This window comes from Dinghuibacter sp., assembly GCF_035492835.1.
Lineage (GTDB): Bacteria > Bacteroidota > Bacteroidia > Chitinophagales > Chitinophagaceae > Dinghuibacter.
In genome coordinates this window covers 55,632-75,521 of the sequence record NZ_DATJIY010000066.1, presented here as the reverse complement: position 1 = coordinate 75,521, position 19,890 = coordinate 55,632, and the positions used below count along the sequence as shown (strand labels likewise).

14 protein-coding genes are annotated in these 19,890 nt (G+C 58.6%); 6 read left to right on the top strand and 8 right to left on the bottom strand.

The window, feature by feature from the left end; all coding sequences use genetic code 11:
• Positions 1-50: 50 nt before the first annotated feature.
• The 4 genes from VL547_RS06570 to VL547_RS06555 form a co-directional block, all read right to left on the bottom strand.
• Entirely contained in the window at positions 51-1,835 is a 1,785-nt protein-coding gene (locus VL547_RS06570; RefSeq protein WP_325576493.1) for a RagB/SusD family nutrient uptake outer membrane protein, read from the bottom strand.
• 30 nt (positions 1,836-1,865) lie between these two features.
• A complete protein-coding gene (locus VL547_RS06565) occupies positions 1,866-5,186 on the bottom strand; it encodes a TonB-dependent receptor (protein WP_325576491.1) in 3,321 nt (1,106 codons plus the stop codon).
• 344 nt (positions 5,187-5,530) lie between these two features.
• On the bottom strand, positions 5,531-8,116 hold the full coding sequence (locus VL547_RS06560) for a glycoside hydrolase family 2 protein (RefSeq protein WP_325576489.1): 2,586 nt from the start codon (positions 8,114-8,116) through the stop codon (positions 5,531-5,533).
• Between the two features lie 22 nt (positions 8,117-8,138).
• A complete protein-coding gene (locus VL547_RS06555) occupies positions 8,139-8,627 on the bottom strand; it encodes a DUF2061 domain-containing protein (protein WP_325576487.1) in 489 nt (162 codons plus the stop codon).
• A gap of 164 nt (positions 8,628-8,791) precedes the next feature.
• Here VL547_RS06555 and VL547_RS06550 point away from each other — a divergent pair, with 164 nt between their 5' ends.
• Positions 8,792-10,189: a C45 family peptidase gene (locus VL547_RS06550; protein WP_325576485.1), complete on the top strand. Its 1,398-nt coding sequence runs from the start codon at positions 8,792-8,794 to the stop codon at positions 10,187-10,189.
• 44 nt (positions 10,190-10,233) lie between these two features.
• Here VL547_RS06550 and VL547_RS06545 read toward each other — a convergent pair whose 3' ends face one another.
• Positions 10,234-12,387 (bottom strand): transferrin receptor-like dimerization domain-containing protein, encoded by a 2,154-nt coding sequence (locus tag VL547_RS06545; protein ID WP_325576483.1) that lies wholly within the window; start codon positions 12,385-12,387, stop codon positions 10,234-10,236.
• A gap of 22 nt (positions 12,388-12,409) precedes the next feature.
• A complete protein-coding gene (locus VL547_RS06540) occupies positions 12,410-12,787 on the bottom strand; it encodes a hypothetical protein (RefSeq protein WP_325576481.1) in 378 nt (125 codons plus the stop codon).
• Positions 12,788-13,005: 218 nt separating this feature from the next.
• Between VL547_RS06540 and VL547_RS06535 the strand changes: the two genes are divergently transcribed.
• Positions 13,006-13,941: a hypothetical protein gene (locus VL547_RS06535; RefSeq protein WP_325576479.1), complete on the top strand. Its 936-nt coding sequence runs from the start codon at positions 13,006-13,008 to the stop codon at positions 13,939-13,941.
• On the opposite strand, the gene pnuC is transcribed toward VL547_RS06535, so the two are convergent.
• On the bottom strand, positions 13,893-14,510 hold the full coding sequence (pnuC, locus tag VL547_RS06530; RefSeq protein WP_325576477.1) for a nicotinamide riboside transporter PnuC: 618 nt from the start codon (positions 14,508-14,510) through the stop codon (positions 13,893-13,895). The two genes, VL547_RS06535 and pnuC, sit on opposite strands and share 49 nt — an antisense overlap.
• Positions 14,511-14,546: 36 nt before the next feature.
• On the opposite strand from pnuC, the gene VL547_RS06525 reads away from it, so the two are divergent.
• The gene (locus VL547_RS06525) at positions 14,547-15,128 is read left to right on the top strand and encodes a TIGR00730 family Rossman fold protein (protein WP_325576475.1); all 582 of its coding nucleotides are present in this window, start codon (positions 14,547-14,549) and stop codon (positions 15,126-15,128) included.
• Here the strand turns inward: VL547_RS06525 and VL547_RS06520 are convergent.
• On the bottom strand, positions 15,125-15,355 hold the full coding sequence (locus VL547_RS06520) for a helix-turn-helix transcriptional regulator (protein WP_325576473.1): 231 nt from the start codon (positions 15,353-15,355) through the stop codon (positions 15,125-15,127). The genes VL547_RS06525 and VL547_RS06520 overlap by 4 nt on opposite strands.
• 247 nt (positions 15,356-15,602) lie before the next feature.
• On the opposite strand from VL547_RS06520, the gene VL547_RS06515 reads away from it, so the two are divergent.
• The 3 genes from VL547_RS06515 to VL547_RS06505 all read left to right on the top strand — a co-directional run bounded on the left by VL547_RS06515 (position 15,603) and on the right by VL547_RS06505 (position 19,870).
• Complete coding sequence (locus VL547_RS06515; protein ID WP_325576471.1) at positions 15,603-18,032, top strand: gliding motility-associated C-terminal domain-containing protein; 2,430 nt, start codon at positions 15,603-15,605, stop codon at positions 18,030-18,032.
• A 54-nt stretch (positions 18,033-18,086) separates the two neighbouring features.
• On the top strand, positions 18,087-18,650 hold the full coding sequence (locus VL547_RS06510) for an RNA polymerase sigma factor (RefSeq protein WP_325576470.1): 564 nt from the start codon (positions 18,087-18,089) through the stop codon (positions 18,648-18,650).
• A 68-nt stretch (positions 18,651-18,718) separates the two neighbouring features.
• On the top strand, positions 18,719-19,870 hold the full coding sequence (locus tag VL547_RS06505) for a FecR family protein (protein WP_325576469.1): 1,152 nt from the start codon (positions 18,719-18,721) through the stop codon (positions 19,868-19,870).
• Positions 19,871-19,890: the final 20 nt, after the last annotated feature.

The following is a 19,890-nucleotide window of genomic DNA, read 5'->3' as shown; positions in this document are numbered from 1 at the left end:
ATTCGCCCCCCGTGTGTTGCTATCTTGATAATCCGAATGAGAAGAGAATCCTAGTACCCCGTGTTTTGTTTGAGCTTCCCGTTGGACAGGTCTATCTGCGGTTGGGGAATCGGGAAGTATTCATTTTTACCCTTGGTGAAGTTCCCCGTGGACAAGTCCCCGGTGATCTTGCCTTCAAAGGAATAATAGGCATTCATCATCACGTCGGCAATGCCCCAGCGCGCCAGGTCGAAGAACCGATGGCCTTCGCAGGCCAATTCCAGCTTGCGCTCGAAGTAGATCGCGGGCAGCGCCGTAGTCGCGGTAAAATAACCGGCCGGATAGGGGCTGATCACGTAGTTGGCCGCCGGCGTGGTCGAAAACCCATTCAGCGGATTGGCGTTGTCGTTGTATTGATACAGTATATTGGCGGGGTTGGCGGCCCGGACGCGCACATCGTTGACGTAGACTTCGGCCTGGGCGTAGTTACCCAGCTGGGCTTCGGTTTCCGCAGCCATCAGGAGTACGTCCGCGAACCGGATCACCAGCAGGTTGATCGCCGAACCGGGCGCCCAGGTGCTCTGGTCGGAATAGGTCGATAAATTGCCCTGCCAATAGAGGTTCTTCTTATTGGAATAGGGACCGGCAGACCCCTGGTCGCGTATCCAGTTGTTACCCGGGTGCAGCCCCCAGTCATGGACGGGAATACCGCGACGGCCAACGGTCCAGTCGAGACGGGGGTCGATATTGCCCGCGTCCGGCGTAAATGGGGCTTTCGAATCGAGCCCCTGGTCATTGGCAATGCCGTGGCTGTTGTAGTCGGTGACATAGGGCAACCCGTTGGGGTCCGTCCGGTAGGAGTTGGCCAGGTCGACTGACGGCTGGAAGAACCCGCAGCAGCGGAACGGACTGTTGTACGGGAAGTTGAGCATGTCGCCCCCGTTGGCGTGGGCGATCGAAAGCGTCCCGTCGTTGGCCGTCATCTGGATGGCGAAAACGGATTCCTTGTTGTTCTTTTGAGAGGCGTCGAAGTTGTCTTCAAAACGATCGGTCAACCCATAAGTGAGGTTGTTGGAGGTTACGCCGCCAGCACCGGTACCCCCATAGGAGGCGGGTATGATCTGGTCGAACAGCGCCTTTGCCTGCGCCCACTTGGCTTCGTACACGTACGTCTTGGCCAGGTAGGAGGCGGCCGCCCATTTGTTGACCTGTCCCACGTTCGGCTGTTTGGCCGGAAGCGTGTCCATCGCCCAGGTGAAGTCGGCTTCGATCTTTGGCCAGATATCGGCGTCGTTGGGCTGGTTGTAGTCCGTGGTCGTTTCATCGATCCAGGGCACCATATGGAAACAGCGCCGGAGCTCGAAATAGAAATGGCCCCTCAGGAAGTGCGCTTCCGCGGTGAATTCCGTGCGCATCGAATCGCTGACGGAGGGTGAGATCGCGAGCGTCGCAAGCACCTGGTTACAGCGCTTCACGCCTTCGTACAGCGATATCCATTTGTCGTTGAAAAAACCATTGGAGGATATTTCCTGGGCGTTGGCGATCGGGACGATCGGGGGCTGGTCGCTGATGGAGCTGCCCTTGTGGGAGTCGCCGCCGGCCACGGACCCGTAGATCCAGTTGGAAGGCGATGCCTCCCAGGCATTCGTGCCGGTGCCGGCAAGGGTAGTGTTCCCATCCCCTTCCTGGTAGAGGGAGGCGTAGGCTCCCGTCAGCAGGGCCTGGACGCCCGCCGTGTTGGTGATCTGGTACTGCTGCAGCGCCCCTTCCGGTTGCTTGTTCAGGAAGCCTTTACTGCACCCCAGCGTGGCCAGGGCTACAGCGGCGATCAGTAAGTTGTATTTCTTTGGTTTCATTGTCATTTTTTTTTGCATGGCGAATCGTTCCTAGAAAGTGACCTGCAGGCCGACGAGGTACTGGCGGGGGTTGGCGTAGCCGCCCTCGTCTATACCGAAGTCCGTGGTCGCGTTCTGCGGAGGGTTCCCCATCTGGTTGACGGAGATCTCGGGGTCGATCCCGGAATACTTGGTGATCGTAAACAGGTTGATCGCCTGCACATAAGCCCTCAGGTGCGTGATGCCGATCCTGGTCAGCTTCGCACTGGTGAAGCTGTAGCCCAGGGTCGTATTCTTGGCGCGCAGGTAGGAGCCCTTTTCCACGAAGTAGGAGTTCGGGACGGTATTGGTGCTCGCGTTACTGCCGTTGACCGCATCCTGTATAGGCGCCGCGGCGTTGGTGTGCGTGGGCGTCCAGGAGTTATACAATGCGGTCTTGCTGCTGGCGGCGCCGGGAAAGGAAGCATAGAAGTCGGTCCACCATTTTACGTTGTTCCAGATGTCGTTCCCGTAAACGCCGTACAGGAAGACGCTAAAATCGAAGCCTTTGTAGGTCAGGCCGAGGTTGGCGCCATAGGTGAACTTGGGGTTGGGGTTGCCCAGGAACTCCTTGCTGCTGGCGTCGATCCAGCCCTGGTGGTTCCCGTCGGCGTAGCGGAAGCGGCCCACGCCTTCATCCGCCTGGTAGGTCGTTACGGCCCCGTTGGAGGCCTTTTGAGCGGCCTGGTCGGCGGCGGTGATCTCGGCCTGGTTTTGCCAGAAGCCGGCGATCTTATAGCCGTAGAAGGCGCTCACCGGGTGTCCGACGGCGTTGCGGACGATATAGCTGCCGTTGAAGCGGCGTCCGTCCACGTCGAAGTAGGGCGTCCCGTTGGCGTCGATTTGTTTGATGACGTTGTGGAAGGTGGTAAAGGACAGGCTCCCGTTGAACATCAGGTCGTGGGTGATGTTGGTCTGGCCGGTGATCATCAGGTCCAGGCCGTTGTTGGTCATCTTACCCACATTGTACGCCGGTACGGTGGCCGAACCGTTGGTGCCGGCGAGCGTCAGCTGGTACAACAGGTCCTTGATGTTCTTCTGATAGTAGTCGGCGCTGACCGTCAGCTGTCCCTTCAGCACGGTCAGGTCGAAGCCGAGGTTTAGGTTGCCGTCCTGTTCCCACTTGGCGGCGGGGTTGCCGATCTGGGTCAATGCCAGACCGCTGGTCAAGATCGAGCCGGTGCCGCCCACCGTCGGATAGTAGGTCTTTTGCTTGTCCAGGCTGTACAAGGTATAGGAGTTCGTGCTCAAGGCGTTGAACTGGTTCCCCATGAGTCCGTACGAACCCCGGATCTTCAGGTCGGTGATCCAGGTGGCGCGCTTCATGAAGTCCTCCTGGGAGATGCGCCAGCCGGCACTGACGGCATAGAAGTTACCCCACCGGTTTTCGATGAACTTGGAGGACCCGTCCCGGCGGAACGTGCCGCCTATCAGGTATTTTTCCTTATAGGAATAGTCCGCGCGGGCAAAGTAGGAGACGAGGGTCTCACCCGCGCCGATGACCGTGGTGGAATTGACCGTCCCGTTGCTGTTGCTATAGTTGGTTTGCGTACCCGCGCCCGTGGTCAGGTTGACAAACAACGGGTCGTAGGAAAAATAGTTTTGGGTGGAGCCCCCGATGTTATGGTTGACAAACTCGTAGGATTCCATACCGCCGACCACCTTCAGGTTGTGATCCCCTTTTGTCAGGTTGTAGGCCAGGGTGTTGGTCCACGTCCAGTCTCCCCCGTTGTAGGAACTTTCGTTGTAGGTGGACGTGGTGTACTGGGGTTCCGCGTCGTAATAGTCGGGTATCGTAAAGGTGTGCGCCCAGCCGGCGTAATACTCGCCCCCGAAGCTCGTCCGGTAGGTCAGGTTCTTCAGCACGTCCGCTTCGCCATAGACGTTCCCAAAGATGCGTTGCGCCAGCCCCCGGTTGTTGGAGGTGGTCGCCTGGATGGAGACGGGGTTGCGGGGGTTGTTCAGGCCCTTGGGCGCGGAACCGGCAAAGTTGCCTCCGATGTCATATACCGGGATGATGGGGTTTTCGCGCATCGAGAAGCCGACCGCGCTCCCTTCCACCAGGATACCGCCGTTGGCCTGGGGGTTATCGATGGAAGAATAGGCGATGTTCTCGCCGATCCGGATGCGGTTGCCCACCTTGAAATTCGTATTGGCCCGGATGGTATAGCGCTTCAAGTGGGTTTCGATCAGCGTACCCTGCTGGTCGAAAAGGTTCACCGAGAACAGGTAGTTCCCCTGGTCGCCGCCGCCGGCGACAGAGAGGTTGTGGGATTGGATGGGTGCGTTTTTGAAGATCGCGTGATACCAGTCGGTGCCGCTCTTGTTGGCCTTGGCGATCTGGTAGTAGTTCGTGCCGGTCGGGTCGGCGTTGTAATTGGCGGGGTCGGCCGCGGTCGAACCGGCCGCAAAGCCACCGGAATACGTAACGCCGCCCACGGTGCCGCTGACCAGGTAGTCGGGGACGACGGGCGTGGCGCCGGTGCCGTAGATCGTGTTGCCCAACGGCGTCGGGGACGACGGGTTCAGCGTGTTGTAGTTGGCCTCCGCCTGGTAAAGCAGCGTCCCTTCTTCGGTCGGATTCAGCACGTGCCAGACGTTACCGCCCTTCGGCACCTGGGTGCCGTAGTAACCGTCATAGGATACCTTGGGGCGGCCGTTGCCGCGTTTGGTGGTGATGATGATGACCCCGTTGGACGCGCGCGAGCCGTAGATCGAGGCTGCTCCTGCGTCTTTGAGGACCTGCATCGTGGCGATGTCGTTGGTATTGAGGTCGGCCACGTTCTGGGTCGGAACCCCATCGACGACATAGAGGGGGACGTTGTTGCCAAAGGAGTTGAATCCGCGGATGTGGATCACCGGCGAGGCGCCCGGCTGACCGGACCCGACCACGGATACGCCCGACGCCTGGCCCTGGAGCATGTCGTTTACGTCCGGCACGGGTTGTTTTTTGGCGTCACCCAGGTCAACGACGGCGACGGCTCCGGTAAGGTCTTTTTTCTTCTGGGTCGCATAACCCGTAACGACGACTTCGTTAAGGGTATTGCTTTTTTCGGTGAGGGTAACGGTGACCGTCGGCCCGGAGACGGTCACTTCCTGGTTGTCGTATCCAACCGAGGAAATCTCCAACCGGGTGCGGCCGGCGGGAAGCACGATGGAGAACGTGCCGTCATTGGCTGTAATGGCCGCTGTTTTAGCGCCCACCACCTGGACCGTGGCGCCGGGAACGCCTTGGTTATTAGCGGCCGAAAGCACCTTGCCGGTGACCTTCGTCTGGGCAAAGGAAGAGATGCTGATGAGGGTGGCCAACAGCAAGAATAGCCAACCCTTCAAGCAATCGAGTTTTGGTCTCATTTCAACAATCGTTTTTAGTAGTAAGGAATGCTTTTCAATGCGCCCAAATAAAGAATTGTTAATCGGTTGTTATAATACTATTTTAACAAAGTCTTGATCCGGTGATTTGATTATATGTATTCCTATCATATACAATGAAATAGGCAAATATTGGACATGAAAATCCACAAATGGCGGGGGAAAATCAGTGAAAATACGGACTCCTTCAGGATAATTTGGCACCAAGCGCAAACGATCCCGCAAATCCTTAAGTCGCCTCAGAAGGCTACAAGGAGGCATTTTATGGCCATAAAAGGCCATGTTTTTTTGATGAATTTTAGTCTTTAAAGACCTCGAAAATTGGCTTTTTTGACGTTCCAGCCTTCTACGGTGAGCACCGGTTCACCTTCTACCGGAGACGGCCATTCGATGCGAACCTTCCAAGTTTCGCCGGGCATAAGCGAGCCGTAGTTATCCGAATAGAACGTCGGTAATAACCGGAGACCGGTGCGGCTATCCGTCACCGACAGCCGGTTGAAAAATGCGGGTATTGGGCCGGGGTTAAGGAGTGTGACCTCGGCCTCGCCTTTTCCCGGCCTCGTATTCCCAAGCCTCTTGATATGGACGGTCACGCGCGCCGGGGCCAGCTCCCGCAGACCCGTATAGCGCCCGCTGCTGTCGGGCAGCCAATAGAGGTTGCGGCTGTGTCCGGGTATTTCCAGGAGCAGGAAGAGACCCTTGCCGGCGCGGAGGCTGTCGATGGCGGTCTTGACGTCCGCCAGCTCAGCCGAGGTATCGGCTTCGGCTTGTACGACGCGCGCCGCTACCGGGTGGGCGCCGCCCTGCATATCATACGCCGTGGCGCGCAGCCGGACGGTCGCCGCCGGGCCGTCGTTCAGCACCCACAACCGCTCCTTCACGGGGTCGAAGGCGGCGTGCAGCACTTCCCCACCCTCGTGCAACCCATACAGACAGGCGTTGGGATCGAGGTAATAGTCGTACATCTGCCCGCGCAATGCCGTCCATGGGTTCTGGGTCTTCCAGATGATTACGCCCGTGTACCAGTCCCAGGCGTGCGCGCGGAAACCTTCCGCCAGCCCCCGGTACTGGTCGTAGTTGAGCAGTTGGGCGATACGGGTGAATTCCCCGATGTCACGCGCGTCCCCGTAGGCATCCGGGAAATGATCGTACGGGATGTACTTGTGATAGGCCCAGACGGAATCCAGTTCCTTACCGCCGCGCGGTATCACCCGGTTCTCCACGGGCATAAAGCGCGACAGCGAGGCCTCGTCTCCCAACCCGACCGAACCCACTTCGGAGTTGAAGGGGAAGGTGCGGTGCTCCCAAAAGGTAGACAGGGGTTGTATACCGTAAGGGCCGTCCCCGTTTCCACCCAGGGAATTGTAGGACATGCTGTCGGTGTTGGAATAGGTGGCGAACCAGCGGGTTCCATCCAGCATGGGCAGTAAGGAATCCTGTAAAGCATGGAGTATGTCGTCCGGCGGCGTGATCTCGTTCCCCCCGCACCAGAAGGCAAGCGAAGGATGGTTCCGGATCATCCGTATCTGGTCCGCGGCGGAGGCGATAAAAAGACCGTGGTCGTCGGGATAACGCCGGCGCGTCGCCTGGTCTTCGAGCTTCTTGGGGTCCGGCCAGCGCCCGTTACAGTCCCCGGAATTCCAGAAGTCCTGCATCACGAGCAACCCATACCGGTCGCAGGCGTCATAGAATTCCGGCCGTTCGGTCAACGCGCCGCCCCAAACCCGGATCAGGTTCAGCCGCATATCCCGGTGAAGCCGCACCTCCGCATCATAGCGCTCCCTGGAAAGACGGAGCATTGCGTCGGAAACGATCCAGTTCCCACCCCGGATAAAGATCCGCCGCCCGTTGACGCGTATCTCCCGGCTGCGCGAATGCGCGTTCCATACAGCGTCCATCTGGCGGATGCCGAATTGCACCGGGAGCGTGTCGCCGCCGTACCGCAACGTTAGCGTATAGAGCGGTTGCGCGCCGTAGCCATTGGGCCACCACAGCCGCGGCTGCCGCACGGTATCGGCCGGCAGCGTCACCAGCTTCGATTCATGCGGCCCGAGCGCCACCTTCGCCGTCAGCGTCCTGCCCGCCAGCCGGTACGACAATGTCCCCGTTTGCGCTTTCCCCGTTTCGTTGCTTACTTCCGCGGTCACGCACACCACCGCCGGGGCCTGCGGCCCCTCCGCTTTGCGCACGCCGGGCACGAGCGTCACGACATGCGGGTGGTCGACCTTCACCGGCCCCGTCCGCCGTAGCAGCACCTTATCCCAAATGCCCGTGTTCCGGTCGCGTATGGGCTGTATCCAGTCCCAGCCGGCAACGTACTGGTGCGCCACGTTCCGCGCGATCATACCGTCGCCGCCTTGCCCTCCGTTGGGGTTGCCTGGCGGGTCCGGCGGATACACGATCACCGCCAACCGGTTGTGACCGTCGGCGGCGAGCCAGGGCGTAATATCGTATTCCGCCCGCAGGAACATGCCGTAGTGCGTGCTATCGTTCAGGCGGTGACCGTTCAAATAGGCGTCAAAACCATAGTTCACGCCCCGGAACTGAAGCCAGACGTGTTCCTGTCCGGTAGCCCGGGCCGCCGTAAAGTCGTGGACGAACCAATACGTATAATAGGCGTTGCCCGTGGTGTAGATATCCGGAATGTGCTCATTATTCATCCCATAAAATGGATCGGGGGCCAGCCCCTCCTTGACCAGGCTCGTGAGCACCGTACCGGGGACCACCGCCGGCATCCAGCCGTCGAGCGGTCCGCGGGGCTGAGACAACACCTTGCCATCGATGCTTACTTCGGACGCGCGGCGACATACCCACCGTCCGTTCAATTCCACCTGGGCGCGCGCCGTTACGACCGATACGACCATCGCCAGACATAATCCGATCCATTTCATGCAGGGAAGATACTAGGAAAAATCAGGCGGCGCGCTCGGTCACTGCCGGCACGGCCACGCCGGGCTCAGCCCCGTCCTTGATAAGCCCAAAGGGAATGCGCATCCACAGCCGCTCGTGGAGATAAAAGAGGCCGATCTTGGTAAACACCTCGGTAAACCCGATGCTGAAAGCCTTCGTATAGTTACCGGTGACAAAAAGCGCGATCACCATCGTGTCCAGGGTACCGAAGAACCGGTAGCTGGCACCCTTAATCAGGCTGCGGTAGTGGTTGTCCGTTACGACCGTCGTGCCGTCCGGGCGGACTTCCCGGTTCCGGAACCAGTCGACCCTCATCCACAAACGCTCGTGTGCATAGTACAAAAGGATCTTGGTCACCACCTCTACCGCGCCGATCTTCAGGGCGGAAGAAATCTGGCCCGTAAAGATATAGGACAGGAAAATCGTATCCAGCGAGGCGCAAAACCTCCATGTGGCTCCCTTGACGACGCTTCTATAGTGATGCTCCTTCATACCAGGGACAAGATTACGGCATTTTTCCCAATCACCCTACTATTTTAATAGACTTTTTGCAAATGCAGGCGCCGCAGACCGGGTCGCCGGGCCGTGAGGCCGCCGCCGGGCCGTGAAGCGACCCCGAAGGGAAAAATCGTATATTGGGGCTTAACACCACAGACATGAGAATGACCCTCCCCCTGATCTCCCTTGCCCTTTTTGCGGCCGGGAGCTGCCATATCAAAAAAGACCGCCTGTCCGACGCCTATCGCTTCGACAAGAACGGCTGGATATACGTACACCTGTCAGGCGACCCCGAAGACATTGGCTATCAACACGGTTATTTGTTAGCCAACGAGATCGACGACAACCTGAAGTCGACGGAAATGATGTTGACCCACGAGACCGGCAAAGACTGGATCTTTTACCGCACGGCGGCCCGGACGATGCTCTGGCCCCATATCGACTCCGAGTACCGGGCCGAAATGCAAGGAATCGTGGAAGGGATGTCCGCCAAGGGCAAGACCTGCGACGTTTACGACATCGTCGCCCTCAACGCCAATATCGAGCTGTCCCAATACTACGTCCCCTACCTGGCAAACCTGGCCAAACCCCATTCCGACCTCAACAAGGCCCCCGGCAACTGCAGTGCCTTCATCGCGACCGGCAGTTATACCACCGACGGTAAGATCGCCATGGGACACAACGACTGGACCAACTATGTACAGGGCGAACGCTGGAACGTCGTTGCCGACATCACGCCGACGAAAGGTTACCACATCTTTATGGACATGATGCCCGGTTTTATCCACAGCGGGGACGACTTTGCGGTCAACGGCAACGGCGTCCTGATCACCGAAACAACGATCACTCAGTTCAACGGCTTCGATACTACCCAGGTGGCGGAGTTCGTCCGCGCCCGCAAGGCGGAGCAGTATGCATCGAACATAGACGACTTCGTAAAGATCATGTCCGACGGTAACAACGGCGGTTATGCGAACGACTGGCTGGTGGGCGACATGAATAAAAACGAGATCGCCCGGGTGGAGCTGGGTCTCAAGCACGTCAAGGTCTGGCGGACGAACGACGGCGTTTATTTCGGCTCCAACTTCGCCAGCGACTCCTCCGTGATCGCCGACGAAACCACCTTCAAAACCAACGACACCACCACTTCTCCCAATACCCGTAAGCGCCGCTGGGAAGAGCTGATGGCGCAAAACAAGGGTAAGATCAACGATTCCACCGGTCGCGCCATGGAAGCCGACAACCTGAACGCGATGAGCGGCACGAAAGAGGACACCCGGTGCGTCATCGCCGGCAGCGTCGACACCGATCCAAAGGGCTGTCCGGAATGGGACTGGGCGCCTTATTATCCCGGCGGTACGGTCCAGGGCAAGCTCACGACGGCCGACCTGGCCAAAAGCTTCTCGTTCTGGGCCCACATGGGGAACCCCTCCGGCAAGGACTTCCTGGCCGCGCCCTTCCTGGCCGCACACAAGGAATACGACTGGATGTCGCCCTACCTGAAAGACATGAAGGCGTATCCGTGGACGTTGTTCAAGGCCGGGGACCGGCAGTAGCGGCTGGCAATTGCGGCCAGCTGGTGCGCGCCCGGCGCAGGCGTCTAACGCGCGGCCCCGGCCAGCTGCAGCAAATAAGACGCGAAGCGGTTCAGTATGTCCGCATCGACGTCGATCTGCTGCTGCGTCTCTTTCCAGTCGTCCTGCTCGATCGCTTCCCGTATGCCCGGCAGCGTCTTTACGCCATACCCCGTGTAAAAGCCCGGCGCATAGATCGAATGCCGGTACCAGGGACGGCGGGGCAGCCCCTGACCGAGAAGCTGTTGTTCCGCCTGGTAAAGACCCTCATTGACCTTTTCGGATGACCCGGCCGTAAAACCTTTCAGGGCCTTGGCCAGCCGCGCGCTCGCGGAATCTACCCCGGCCATCGCATTTTGCAGCGGCGCAAAGTTCAAAAAAGGCGCGGGGGTCTTTACCGCGGGTGGCGTAAGAGGTTTGGTCGGATCATCCACGAGACGGTAAGCCCCCTCGCGGATCAGCCGGTTTTGGACGTCGATCGTTTCGCGCGTCTTGTCGGCCAGCGCGATCACTTCGGCGACGTAACCCTTGATGGTTTTTGACAACGACGTATAATCGAACGGCAACACATCCGACTCAGACAGCCGGAGCACCGTCCGGCCAGCCGTCTTGGCCAGGACTACGCCATACACGAAGCCCGGGTCCTTGAAGCGAACGAAGTCCGCGTAGGAATCGTAGATCGAATGGTATTCGCCGCCGGAGCCTTCGCCCCCGAAACCGAGGTTGATCGAAGGCACGCCGATGTGCTGTATAAAAGGTGAATAGTCCGATCCGGAGCCCAGCGCGCCGATGTGAAACCCGCGTGCCTCCTGCCGGTTGACCGCTTCCCGTGCCTCCAGCCGCTTGAGCAGGCTGACGCCGGTCTCGGGATCGGTGACATCCGCCGCTACCTTTTCCAGGAACGGCTCCAGCGCATGCGAGCCCTCGACGCCGAGAAAACCCCGGCTATAGTCGTCCGAGTTGATATAGGCCACCGCGTGCGCCTGTAACTCCGCCGCGTGTTTTTCGACGAATTCGGTGGAACCGAGCAGCCCCGGTTCTTCCCCGTCCCAGGAGCAATAGACCAGCGTGCGCTTGGGCTTCCAGCCCGTTTTGAGGAGCTCGCCGATGGCATGGGCCTCTTCGAGCATCGCCGACTGTCCACTGAGGGGATCGTCAGCGCCGTTCACCCAGCCGTCGTGGTGGTTACCGCGTATGATCCATTGATCCGGCACGGTGGACCCGGTCACCCTGGCGACCACGTCGTAGATCTGTTTCATGTCCCAGTTGAACGCCAGCTTGAGGTGCACCCGCGTTTTGCCGGGCCCCAGGTGGTACGTGAAGGGCAGCGCGCCCTTCCAGTCGTCCGGGGCCACCGGCCCTTCCAGGCTCCTGAGCAGCGGCTCGGCGTCGTGGTAGCTGATAGGGAGCACCGGTATCTTTAAAAGGTTGACGGCCTCTTTACGGTCTATACGGGGTGCATCCTTTGTCGCCCCGATATTGGGCGTGAGCGGGTCGCCGGGGTATATCGGCATATCCATGACCGACCCGCGCTGTACGCCGTATTCGTTCTTGAACGCGCCCTCGGGGTATACGTCACCCGCATAGTAACCGTCGTCCTTGGGATCGGAATAGATGATACACCCGATCGCGCCGTGCTCCTGCGCCACCTTTGGTTTGATGCCCCTCCAGGAGCGGCCATACCGGGCAATGACGATTTTCCCCTTGACGTCGATGCCGCGCCGCGCCAGCTGGTCGTAGTCGTCGGGAAGGCCATAGCCCACGTAGACCAGCTCCCCGCTGACGTCTCCGTCTGCGGACCATGCGTTATAGGTGGGCAGCTGCTCGCTCGTCTGGGACGAAGTCGAGTCACCCGGCACCGGGGGCTCGGCGAGCACCGCTTTATAGTGGACCGGACCCGTCATTTCCAGCTCGCGGGTCTTGGGTGTCGGGAAAAGTACGTAAAACGTGTCGATAGTCACGTCGAACCCAAACGACTTGTACTGATCGTAAATATACCGGGCGACGGCCTGGTCCCCGGGTGATCCTACGTGGTGGGGATGCGCCGACATGACCTTCAGGCGGCTTCCCAGCCTGGCGGCGTCGAGGTAACCGTCAAAACGGGTTTCGATGGGGGAGTTTTGCGCGCCGGCGGTCAGATAAAGACAGGCCACCGCCGCTGCGGTCAGGAATTTTCTCATGCTGGATGGTTATCCGACAAATCTAGGACTTCGTCCGCAACCAGCCTACAGCTCTTTCCCGATTGATGAACAACCGGACCGGGATGTGGGGTTTGTTCACCTGGATGATGAAGTTCCCGATGATCGCGGTCGCCGCGGTATCGCTCAAGATGGCCGCCGCCTTTATCCCGGCGGTGCCTTCGGGGGAAGAAAGGTATGCCCTGGCGTCTTTGTCGATGCTGATAACGCCTTGGTTTACGAGCAGCGCCAGCACGGGACGCCCCTGCGTAAACTCTACCCTATCCCGGACAATCTGCCGGGCGACGCTGGCGTCGATCTTCTTACCTTTCTTATAGGTCGCGATCAACAAATCTCCTTCCAGTTCAAACTGTATATACTCCGTTTCCAGTAGCGGGCTCATGATTGTCATAAAGGCAAGCGAACATTACGTTAAAGTACAGAAAAAAAAACCACTGTACCAAACGCCTTCGCCAGACCAACGGCGATGTAGATACGAAAAAAAATCGACCTGTACTACCGTAGTTTTCCCGGTATATCCATTAAAATTATCGGCTCAACTATTGAATTCTGTCGGCTGAAACCGGCAACGGAGGCTTTTTTTACAAAAAGAAGACATTCATGCGCCTCCTATTCCTGCTCCTAACGCTTCCGTGTATCTGCCGCGCCCAGAACAGCGCCCAGGACAGCGCCCGGCTTTTCGCGCCGGGTGTGATATCTACCGGTGATTTTACGTTCAACGCCAGCTTTACCCCGGACGGGCGCACCGTTTTCTTTAGCAAAGCCACGATCAACTGGGGATATATCGCCTTGTATTCGTCGACGGAGCGCCGGGGCGTCTGGAGCAAACCCATCCCGCTCCCCTTCACCGGGATCTACCGGGACTGCGACCCCTTTGTCTCGGCGGATGGGAAGCGGTTATATTTTTCATCCGACCGTCCGGTGGAGGGAAAACCTTATGCCGACTACGACTATAAACTTTTTTATGTGCCCCTCGGCGGCACCGAACCCGGCGGAAATCCGGTACCGGTATCCGTGCCGTTGCCACCCGGGATGAAGATATCGTATCCGGGTTTTGCGGCCAACGGCAACCTGTATTTCAGCTCCGCGGATACCGCCCGTCATGACGTGGATATCTACCGGTGCGTTTTCCGGGACGGCGCCTACCAGGCGCCCGAACGGTTGTCGTTCAACGACCCCGGTATCGTCGACTTCGATCCGGTCGTAGCCAGGGATGAAAGTTTCGTGATCTTTTCAAGCGCCGGTCGAAAAGGGTTGGGAAGCGTGGACCTTTGGATCACATTCCGGGACGGCGATACCTGGACCACCCCCCTGAACATGGGTCCGAAGGTCAATACCGCCGGCGCCGATGGCGCGCCGGGTCTTTCCCCCGACAATAAAAAGCTGTATTTCTGCTCCTACCGGGAACCGTCACCGCGACCCGCACAGGCGAGCCCTGAAGCCACGGACGCCCTGTTCCATTCCACGGCCAACGGGATGCGCCAAATCTACGAGATCGATATCTCCAACCTGATTTCCTTCCTCCACCCGAAATAACCGAAGATGGCTACCACAAAAAGGAACACCGTTTCGGCGGCGTACAGGGGCGAATGCTTGTAGAGCAGCAACGGAACCGCGACGGCATTGGAAACGTTCAATACGATCCAGTTCTCGATCTTGCGCCGGGCCAGCTGCCAGGTACCCGCCCAGGCGATGGCGCTGACCAGGGCGTCCCAGAAGGGCACGGGGGAAGGGGTGTAATTTTTCAATACCCACCACGTGCCCAAGGTGCCAAGGACCGAAATCGCAACCGGTATCCGCCATTCTTTCGCGCTGCTGTAGCTGGGTTTTACCGGCGGCCGGTCCTTCTTCGCGGACCAGTACCACCAGCCGTAAATGCTTGCCAGCGTGTAGTAGACATTCAGCGCGCTTTCTGCATACAGCTTTAGATCGAAAAAGAAGTATATCGTCAGTACCGACCCGAGGATGCCAGCCGGATACAGCCAGATATTGTCGGCCCATGCCAGCAGGACCTCGGCTACGCCAGCGCAAACGGCCACCCATACCAGCCAGTTCGTCGCCAGAACCTCCCGGACCAGGATCGCCCACCATTCTTGTGCAGTCATGCGGCAAGATAAAGTATATTTGATCAAACAATTTCTATGGGGCGTATCACGGTTTTTTGTGGTTCCAGCTCGGGCAACGAAGCGGTTTATACCGATCAGGCAAGGCTCCTGGGCCGCGTCCTGGCCCAGCGGGGGATGGGCGTCGTCTATGGGGGTGCCCTGGTCGGGTTGATGGGCGCGGTGGCCGAAGGCGCGCTGGCGGAGGGCGGAGAGGTGATCGGCGTGCTGCCCTCTTTCCTCCGGACCCGGGAGATTGCGCACGAAGGGTTGAGCCGGCTGATCATCGTTGACAGCATGCACGAACGCAAACAACGCATGCACGACCTCTGCGACGGGTTCATCGCCCTACCCGGCGGCTTCGGGACGCTGGAAGAGTTCTTCGAAATACTGACGTGGGGCCAGCTCGGCCTCCACGACAAGGCCATGGGCCTGCTGGACACGGGGGGATATTACAGGCACCTGCTCTCCTTCCTCGACACCGCCGTATCGACAGGATTCCTAAAGAATGTAAACCGGCAGATGATCCAGGTATCCGAGGACATCGGCGAACTGTTGGACAAAATGAAGACCTACACGCCGCCCCCGGTGGGGAAATGGCTCAGGAGGGAAAATGTCTAGCTCCAGTCCAGGTTAAGCAGTTCTTTTGGGTGTACGCCCAGCCCCTCGGCGAGCTCGACTAGGGTCGTGATGACCAGGTTTGCCTTGCCGTTTTCCAGTTTGCTGATCTTTGCGAAGTCTACTTCGCACCGGGCCGAAAGGGCGCGCTGGCTCAATCCCTTTTCTTCCCGGATCCTAGCCAGGTGCGCCCCGAATTTGTCCAACCTGATTTTGTCTTTTTCCTTCATGTGCAAAAGGTCATAGAAATTACGAAAAAAAACGTTGGCAGATCGACCAGCCGGTAAAGTGTTATCGCCGACGCGGGCATAAAAAACCCGTCTTTATTTGTCACGGGGATATAATAAAGCAGGGGGTATTCGTCGTTTTTCACCGGTATTTAACCAGCGAACACCTCTTTTTTTTCGTAATTTGTATAGACTATCCAACCTTTGCCCTCTCGCCTCTGGTTACAATCAATATTAACTGAATCCCGGGATGAAATTTCTTTTGGGCATCTTATGTGTGTTTTGGGGTGTACCCGTGCTGGCGCAAATGCAGGCCTGCCCGGTTAATATTAATTTCAACCAGGGGACGCTCTCGAACTGGACCGCGGAGACGGGCATAGTCCTTTCCGGCAGCAGCAACCTCGATACGAACAGCCGCGTCGGGGAATCGATCTATCCGAACTGGCAGGCCTCGTCCATTTCCGAGTATCAGCTGCCTTCCATGAACGGGGTAAAAGTGATTACCTCCAGCTCCACCGACTACTATGGAGGGTTCCCCACCGTACCGACCATTAACGGATATCAATATTTTTATTCGGTCCTGCTTGGATCGACCGCCATTTCAAAAAGCAACGGCAACCAGGGCGGATACTTCCGGAACATCACCTACTCGATAAATGTTCCCCCCGGCCCCACGTCCGTGCCGTATACGATGACGTATGCGTACGCCATGGTTTTGGAGAACGGCACCCATAATTCCGACCAGCAGCCACAAGCCAAGGCGACCCTGAGCGTAAACGGCACCATCATCACCTGTGCTTCTCCCAGCTATCTTTTGCCTACGCTCAACAACGCCCAGGGCGGCGGTACCGGCGCTACGCTCGATTCCGCGGCAGCCATAGCACAAGGTTTTACGCCCAGCCGCTATCCATCGGTCAACGCCAACCCCAATTCCCCCACCGGCGGTCACCTCTACGACGTCTGGTGGAAGGGCTGGACCGAAGTGACGTTCGATCTTTCCGCCTACCGTGGCCAACAGGTCAAGCTCACGTTCGAAGCCGACAACTGTACCCCCGGCGGTCACTTCGCCTATGCCTATTTCGCCTTCCGGAATACCTGCGCGGGTCTGCAGATCAGTGGCGACTCGATCGCCTGTATCAGCACACCCATAACCTATTCCGTCCCCTCCCTGGCAGGTGCCACCTACGATTGGACCATACCGGGCGACTGGACCATCAATTCCGGGAGCGGTACGAACATCATCCAGGTCACCCCGGGCAACGACGCGGGCCAGATCATCGCGCATGAGGTGAACGGCTGCGCGGACCTGCGCGACACGATCGACGTCAAAACCGTGCTCCCCACCCTCCCCGCCACGCTGGGCAGCCCGAATGAAGTCTGCACGGGGACCAACTCGACGACCCTCAACCTGAGCGGAGGCCGGGGCGGCGTCGTCAGCTGGTTGTCTTCCTATAACAACGGCGTTAGCTGGGGTCCGCTGGCCGATACCAACCGAAGCTATACCGCTTCGGACCTGACGCGAACGACGACCTACGCCGCGCTGATCCAGAACGGACAGTCGTGCGCCGTCGATACCACCAACAGCATTACCGTCACCGTCGATCCCAAAAGCGTCGGGGGGACGGTCACGCCGCCATACTATGAGGTTTGTATGGGGCAAAACAAGGGCGCGATCCTCACCGACACCGGTGCGACCGGCCACGCCACCGCCTGGCAATCTTCCAGCGATGGCGGAACTACCTGGGCCGACCTCGTTCCCATGGACACCTCGCTGGTCTACGGCATCCAAAATGTGACCGGTGACATCGAATACCGGGTAATCGTACAAAGCGGGGTATGCCCGGCCGACATCAGCAGCATCGCCCAGGTCAAGCTGTTGAACGCGTATTTCCCGGTAGCCAATATTGCCCCCGCCGACACCACGATCTGTTATGGCGGTTCTGCAACCCTTACCGCGAGCGTATCGACCGGCACATCCTACCAGTGGACGCATATCAGCCCCCTGTCCGGCTCCGCGGGCGGCGCCATCCCGTATACTACCTATGATATCTCCAATACGGCCACGCCGCTGGATACGTCCCTGTACATATTGACGATCCTCAATGCCGGTTGTCCGAACGCCCTGGTGGACACCTTCGTGGTCAACGTCTACCCGCGCATCGTCGTCAACGCCGGCAACGACACCGCCGTGGTGGTCGGCCAGCCGCTCCAGTTCAACGCCAAATCCAATGACCCCGGAGATACCTTCGCCTGGACGCCTGCCTATGGTCTCAGCGCCACGAACATCCCCAACCCCATAGGCCAGTACACCGGTGAAACCACCGAAGTCGACTATACCGTCACGGCCACCGCCGCCAACGGCTGTACCGGAACGGATGGGATCGTCGTCAAGATATTCCGGACGCCCCCCGACATCTTCGTCCCGACCGGCTTCACGCCCGGTCTGAACATCGACAACATCTTCAGACCCATCCTCGTGGGTATCTCGTCCCTGGACTTCTTCCGCGTCTATAACCGCTATGGCCAGCTCGTCTACAGCACCTCCTCCACCGAAGAAGGCTGGGACGGCACCGTCAACGGCAAACCCCAGCCCACCGCGGCCTACGTCTGGATGGTGCAGGGCAGGTCCTATATGGGGCAGACCATTTTCAAGAAGGGTACCGTCGTCCTGATGCGCTAAACTTGTATAATTGGCGCATTTTGGATATGTTTGGGCCATCTATTTGATGGCCGGATGAACGATTGCGCGTCATTGAACGATTCGGAACTGCTGCAACGACTACTGCGAGACGATGCTTCTGCCTTCCAGGAGCTATATGATCGCTATTGGCATAAACTGTACTTCATCGCCCACAAACGGCTCAAATCGGCCATGGCGGCGGAGGAAATCGTCCAAAACGTTTTCTTTACCCTTTGGCAGAAGCGCAAGACCCTCCGGATACAAGACCTTCCCCCCTATTTGGCGGCCGCCACCCGGTACGCGGTGTATCGTTACCTGGCCAATGAAAAAAGGAGGGCGGCGGGAGAAGAAGCCGCGGGGACGCGTGCCGTGGGTTTGACGCCCGTAGAGCTGGTGATCGATGACAAACAACTGCTGGAGATGGTAAAACGGCTGACCAACGAGCTCCCCGAGAAGTGCCGCATGGTCTTTATTTACAATAAGATCGAAGACCAGGCCCTGCCTGAAGTGGCGCAACGGCTCAATATTTCACTCAAAACCGCGGAAGCCCATTTGACAAAAGCGCTGCACCTGATCCGCACCAGGATGCGCGATAGCGCGCTGTCGATATTTCTATAGATCAGACTAAGGGTAATTGCACATCCCATGACTCACCCCATAAGGACTCACCCATAAAAAGGACGATTTTGGATAGAGCGCAATTGGTTGAACTGGCCCACCGTTTCCTGTCCGGCGCCGCCACGGAGAAGGAAATAGCCTTGTTGCACGAATGGTACGACACCGCCGACCAGGAGGAGATCGAGCTCGTCTTTACCCGGGAACCGGAAACGGAGGAGGACGTCAGACGGCGCATACTCGCCGGGGTGCAGTCCAGGATAGAACAGGAGCCCGTTGTCCAGGTCCGCCGGATCGGACGCTATGCCCGGTGGGTAGCCGCGGCGTCGGTCGTCGTCGCCCTGGGGCTGGCGGGGGAATACTTCTGGCCCAGGCACGCCGCCCACCAACCGGCTCCGGTCGCCGCGGCTGCCAAACCCCGGAACGACCTCCCGCCCGGAAGCAACAAGGCCCAGCTATTGCTGGGAGACGGTTCCGTGGTGGACCTCGCGGACGCCACGAACGGCGTCATCAAGGACAAGGGCGGCGTCCGGATAAACAAACAGGACGGGAGGCTGATATACGACGCGTCAAAACAAGACGCGGTATCCGAGACGAATACTATCCAAACCCCGCGCGGGGGACAATACCAGGTAGTCCTGCCGGACGGTACGAAAGTCTGGCTGAATGCGGCCTCGTCGCTGAGCTATCCGACCGCCTTTTCGGGCAAAGACCGGCAGGTCCGTCTGAAAGGAGAGGCCTATTTCGAAGTGGCTGGGGACAAAAACAAACCCTTTTCGGTATCTGTCGACGGTCTGCAGGTGGATGTGCTCGGCACGCACTTCGACGTCATGGCCTATGACGACGAACGCGCGATCAATACGACCTTGCTGGAAGGGTCCGTCAAAGTCACGAAAGGATCGTCTTCCCACCTTCTTACCGAAGGGCAGGAAGCATCACTGGACAGGTCTTCGGAGTCTTTCAAGATACGGGATGCAGACGCGGATGCGGCAGTAGCCTGGAAAAACGGCTTTTTCCAGTTCGGGGGCGTTCCCATAGAAACCGTCATGCGGCAGCTGGCGCGCTGGTACGACGTGGACGTGGAATACCAGGGACAGATCCTGTCACACTTCAGGGGCAGCGTTTCCCGGGGCGCGAATGTATCGGAGGTATTCAAGATGCTGGAATTGACGGGGGCGGTCCATTTCAGGATCGAAGGGAAAAAGATCATCGTCATGCCTTAAGGAAGCCGATGCCGATTTAA

Excerpts from the sequence above, each read along its gene's own strand:
- VL547_RS06560 (WP_325576489.1), bottom strand. The coding sequence starts at position 8,116 with ATGAAATGGATCGGATTATGTCTGGCGATGGTCGTATCGGTCGTAACG.
- VL547_RS06525 (WP_325576475.1), top strand. The coding sequence starts at position 14,547 with ATGGGGCGTATCACGGTTTTTTGTGGTTCCAGCTCGGGCAACGAAGCG.
- VL547_RS06535 (WP_325576479.1), top strand. The coding sequence starts at position 13,006 with ATGCGCCTCCTATTCCTGCTCCTAACGCTTCCGTGTATCTGCCGCGCC.
- pnuC (WP_325576477.1), bottom strand. The coding sequence starts at position 14,510 with ATGACTGCACAAGAATGGTGGGCGATCCTGGTCCGGGAGGTTCTGGCG.
- VL547_RS06570 (WP_325576493.1), bottom strand. The coding sequence starts at position 1,835 with ATGAAACCAAAGAAATACAACTTACTGATCGCCGCTGTAGCCCTGGCC.
- VL547_RS06520 (WP_325576473.1), bottom strand. The coding sequence starts at position 15,355 with ATGAAGGAAAAAGACAAAATCAGGTTGGACAAATTCGGGGCGCACCTG.
- VL547_RS06510 (WP_325576470.1), top strand. The coding sequence starts at position 18,087 with ATGAACGATTGCGCGTCATTGAACGATTCGGAACTGCTGCAACGACTA.
- VL547_RS06545 (WP_325576483.1), bottom strand. The coding sequence starts at position 12,387 with ATGAGAAAATTCCTGACCGCAGCGGCGGTGGCCTGTCTTTATCTGACC.
- VL547_RS06515 (WP_325576471.1), top strand. The coding sequence starts at position 15,603 with ATGAAATTTCTTTTGGGCATCTTATGTGTGTTTTGGGGTGTACCCGTG.
- VL547_RS06555 (WP_325576487.1), bottom strand. The coding sequence starts at position 8,627 with ATGAAGGAGCATCACTATAGAAGCGTCGTCAAGGGAGCCACATGGAGG.
- VL547_RS06550 (WP_325576485.1), top strand. The coding sequence starts at position 8,792 with ATGAGAATGACCCTCCCCCTGATCTCCCTTGCCCTTTTTGCGGCCGGG.
- VL547_RS06540 (WP_325576481.1), bottom strand. The coding sequence starts at position 12,787 with ATGAGCCCGCTACTGGAAACGGAGTATATACAGTTTGAACTGGAAGGA.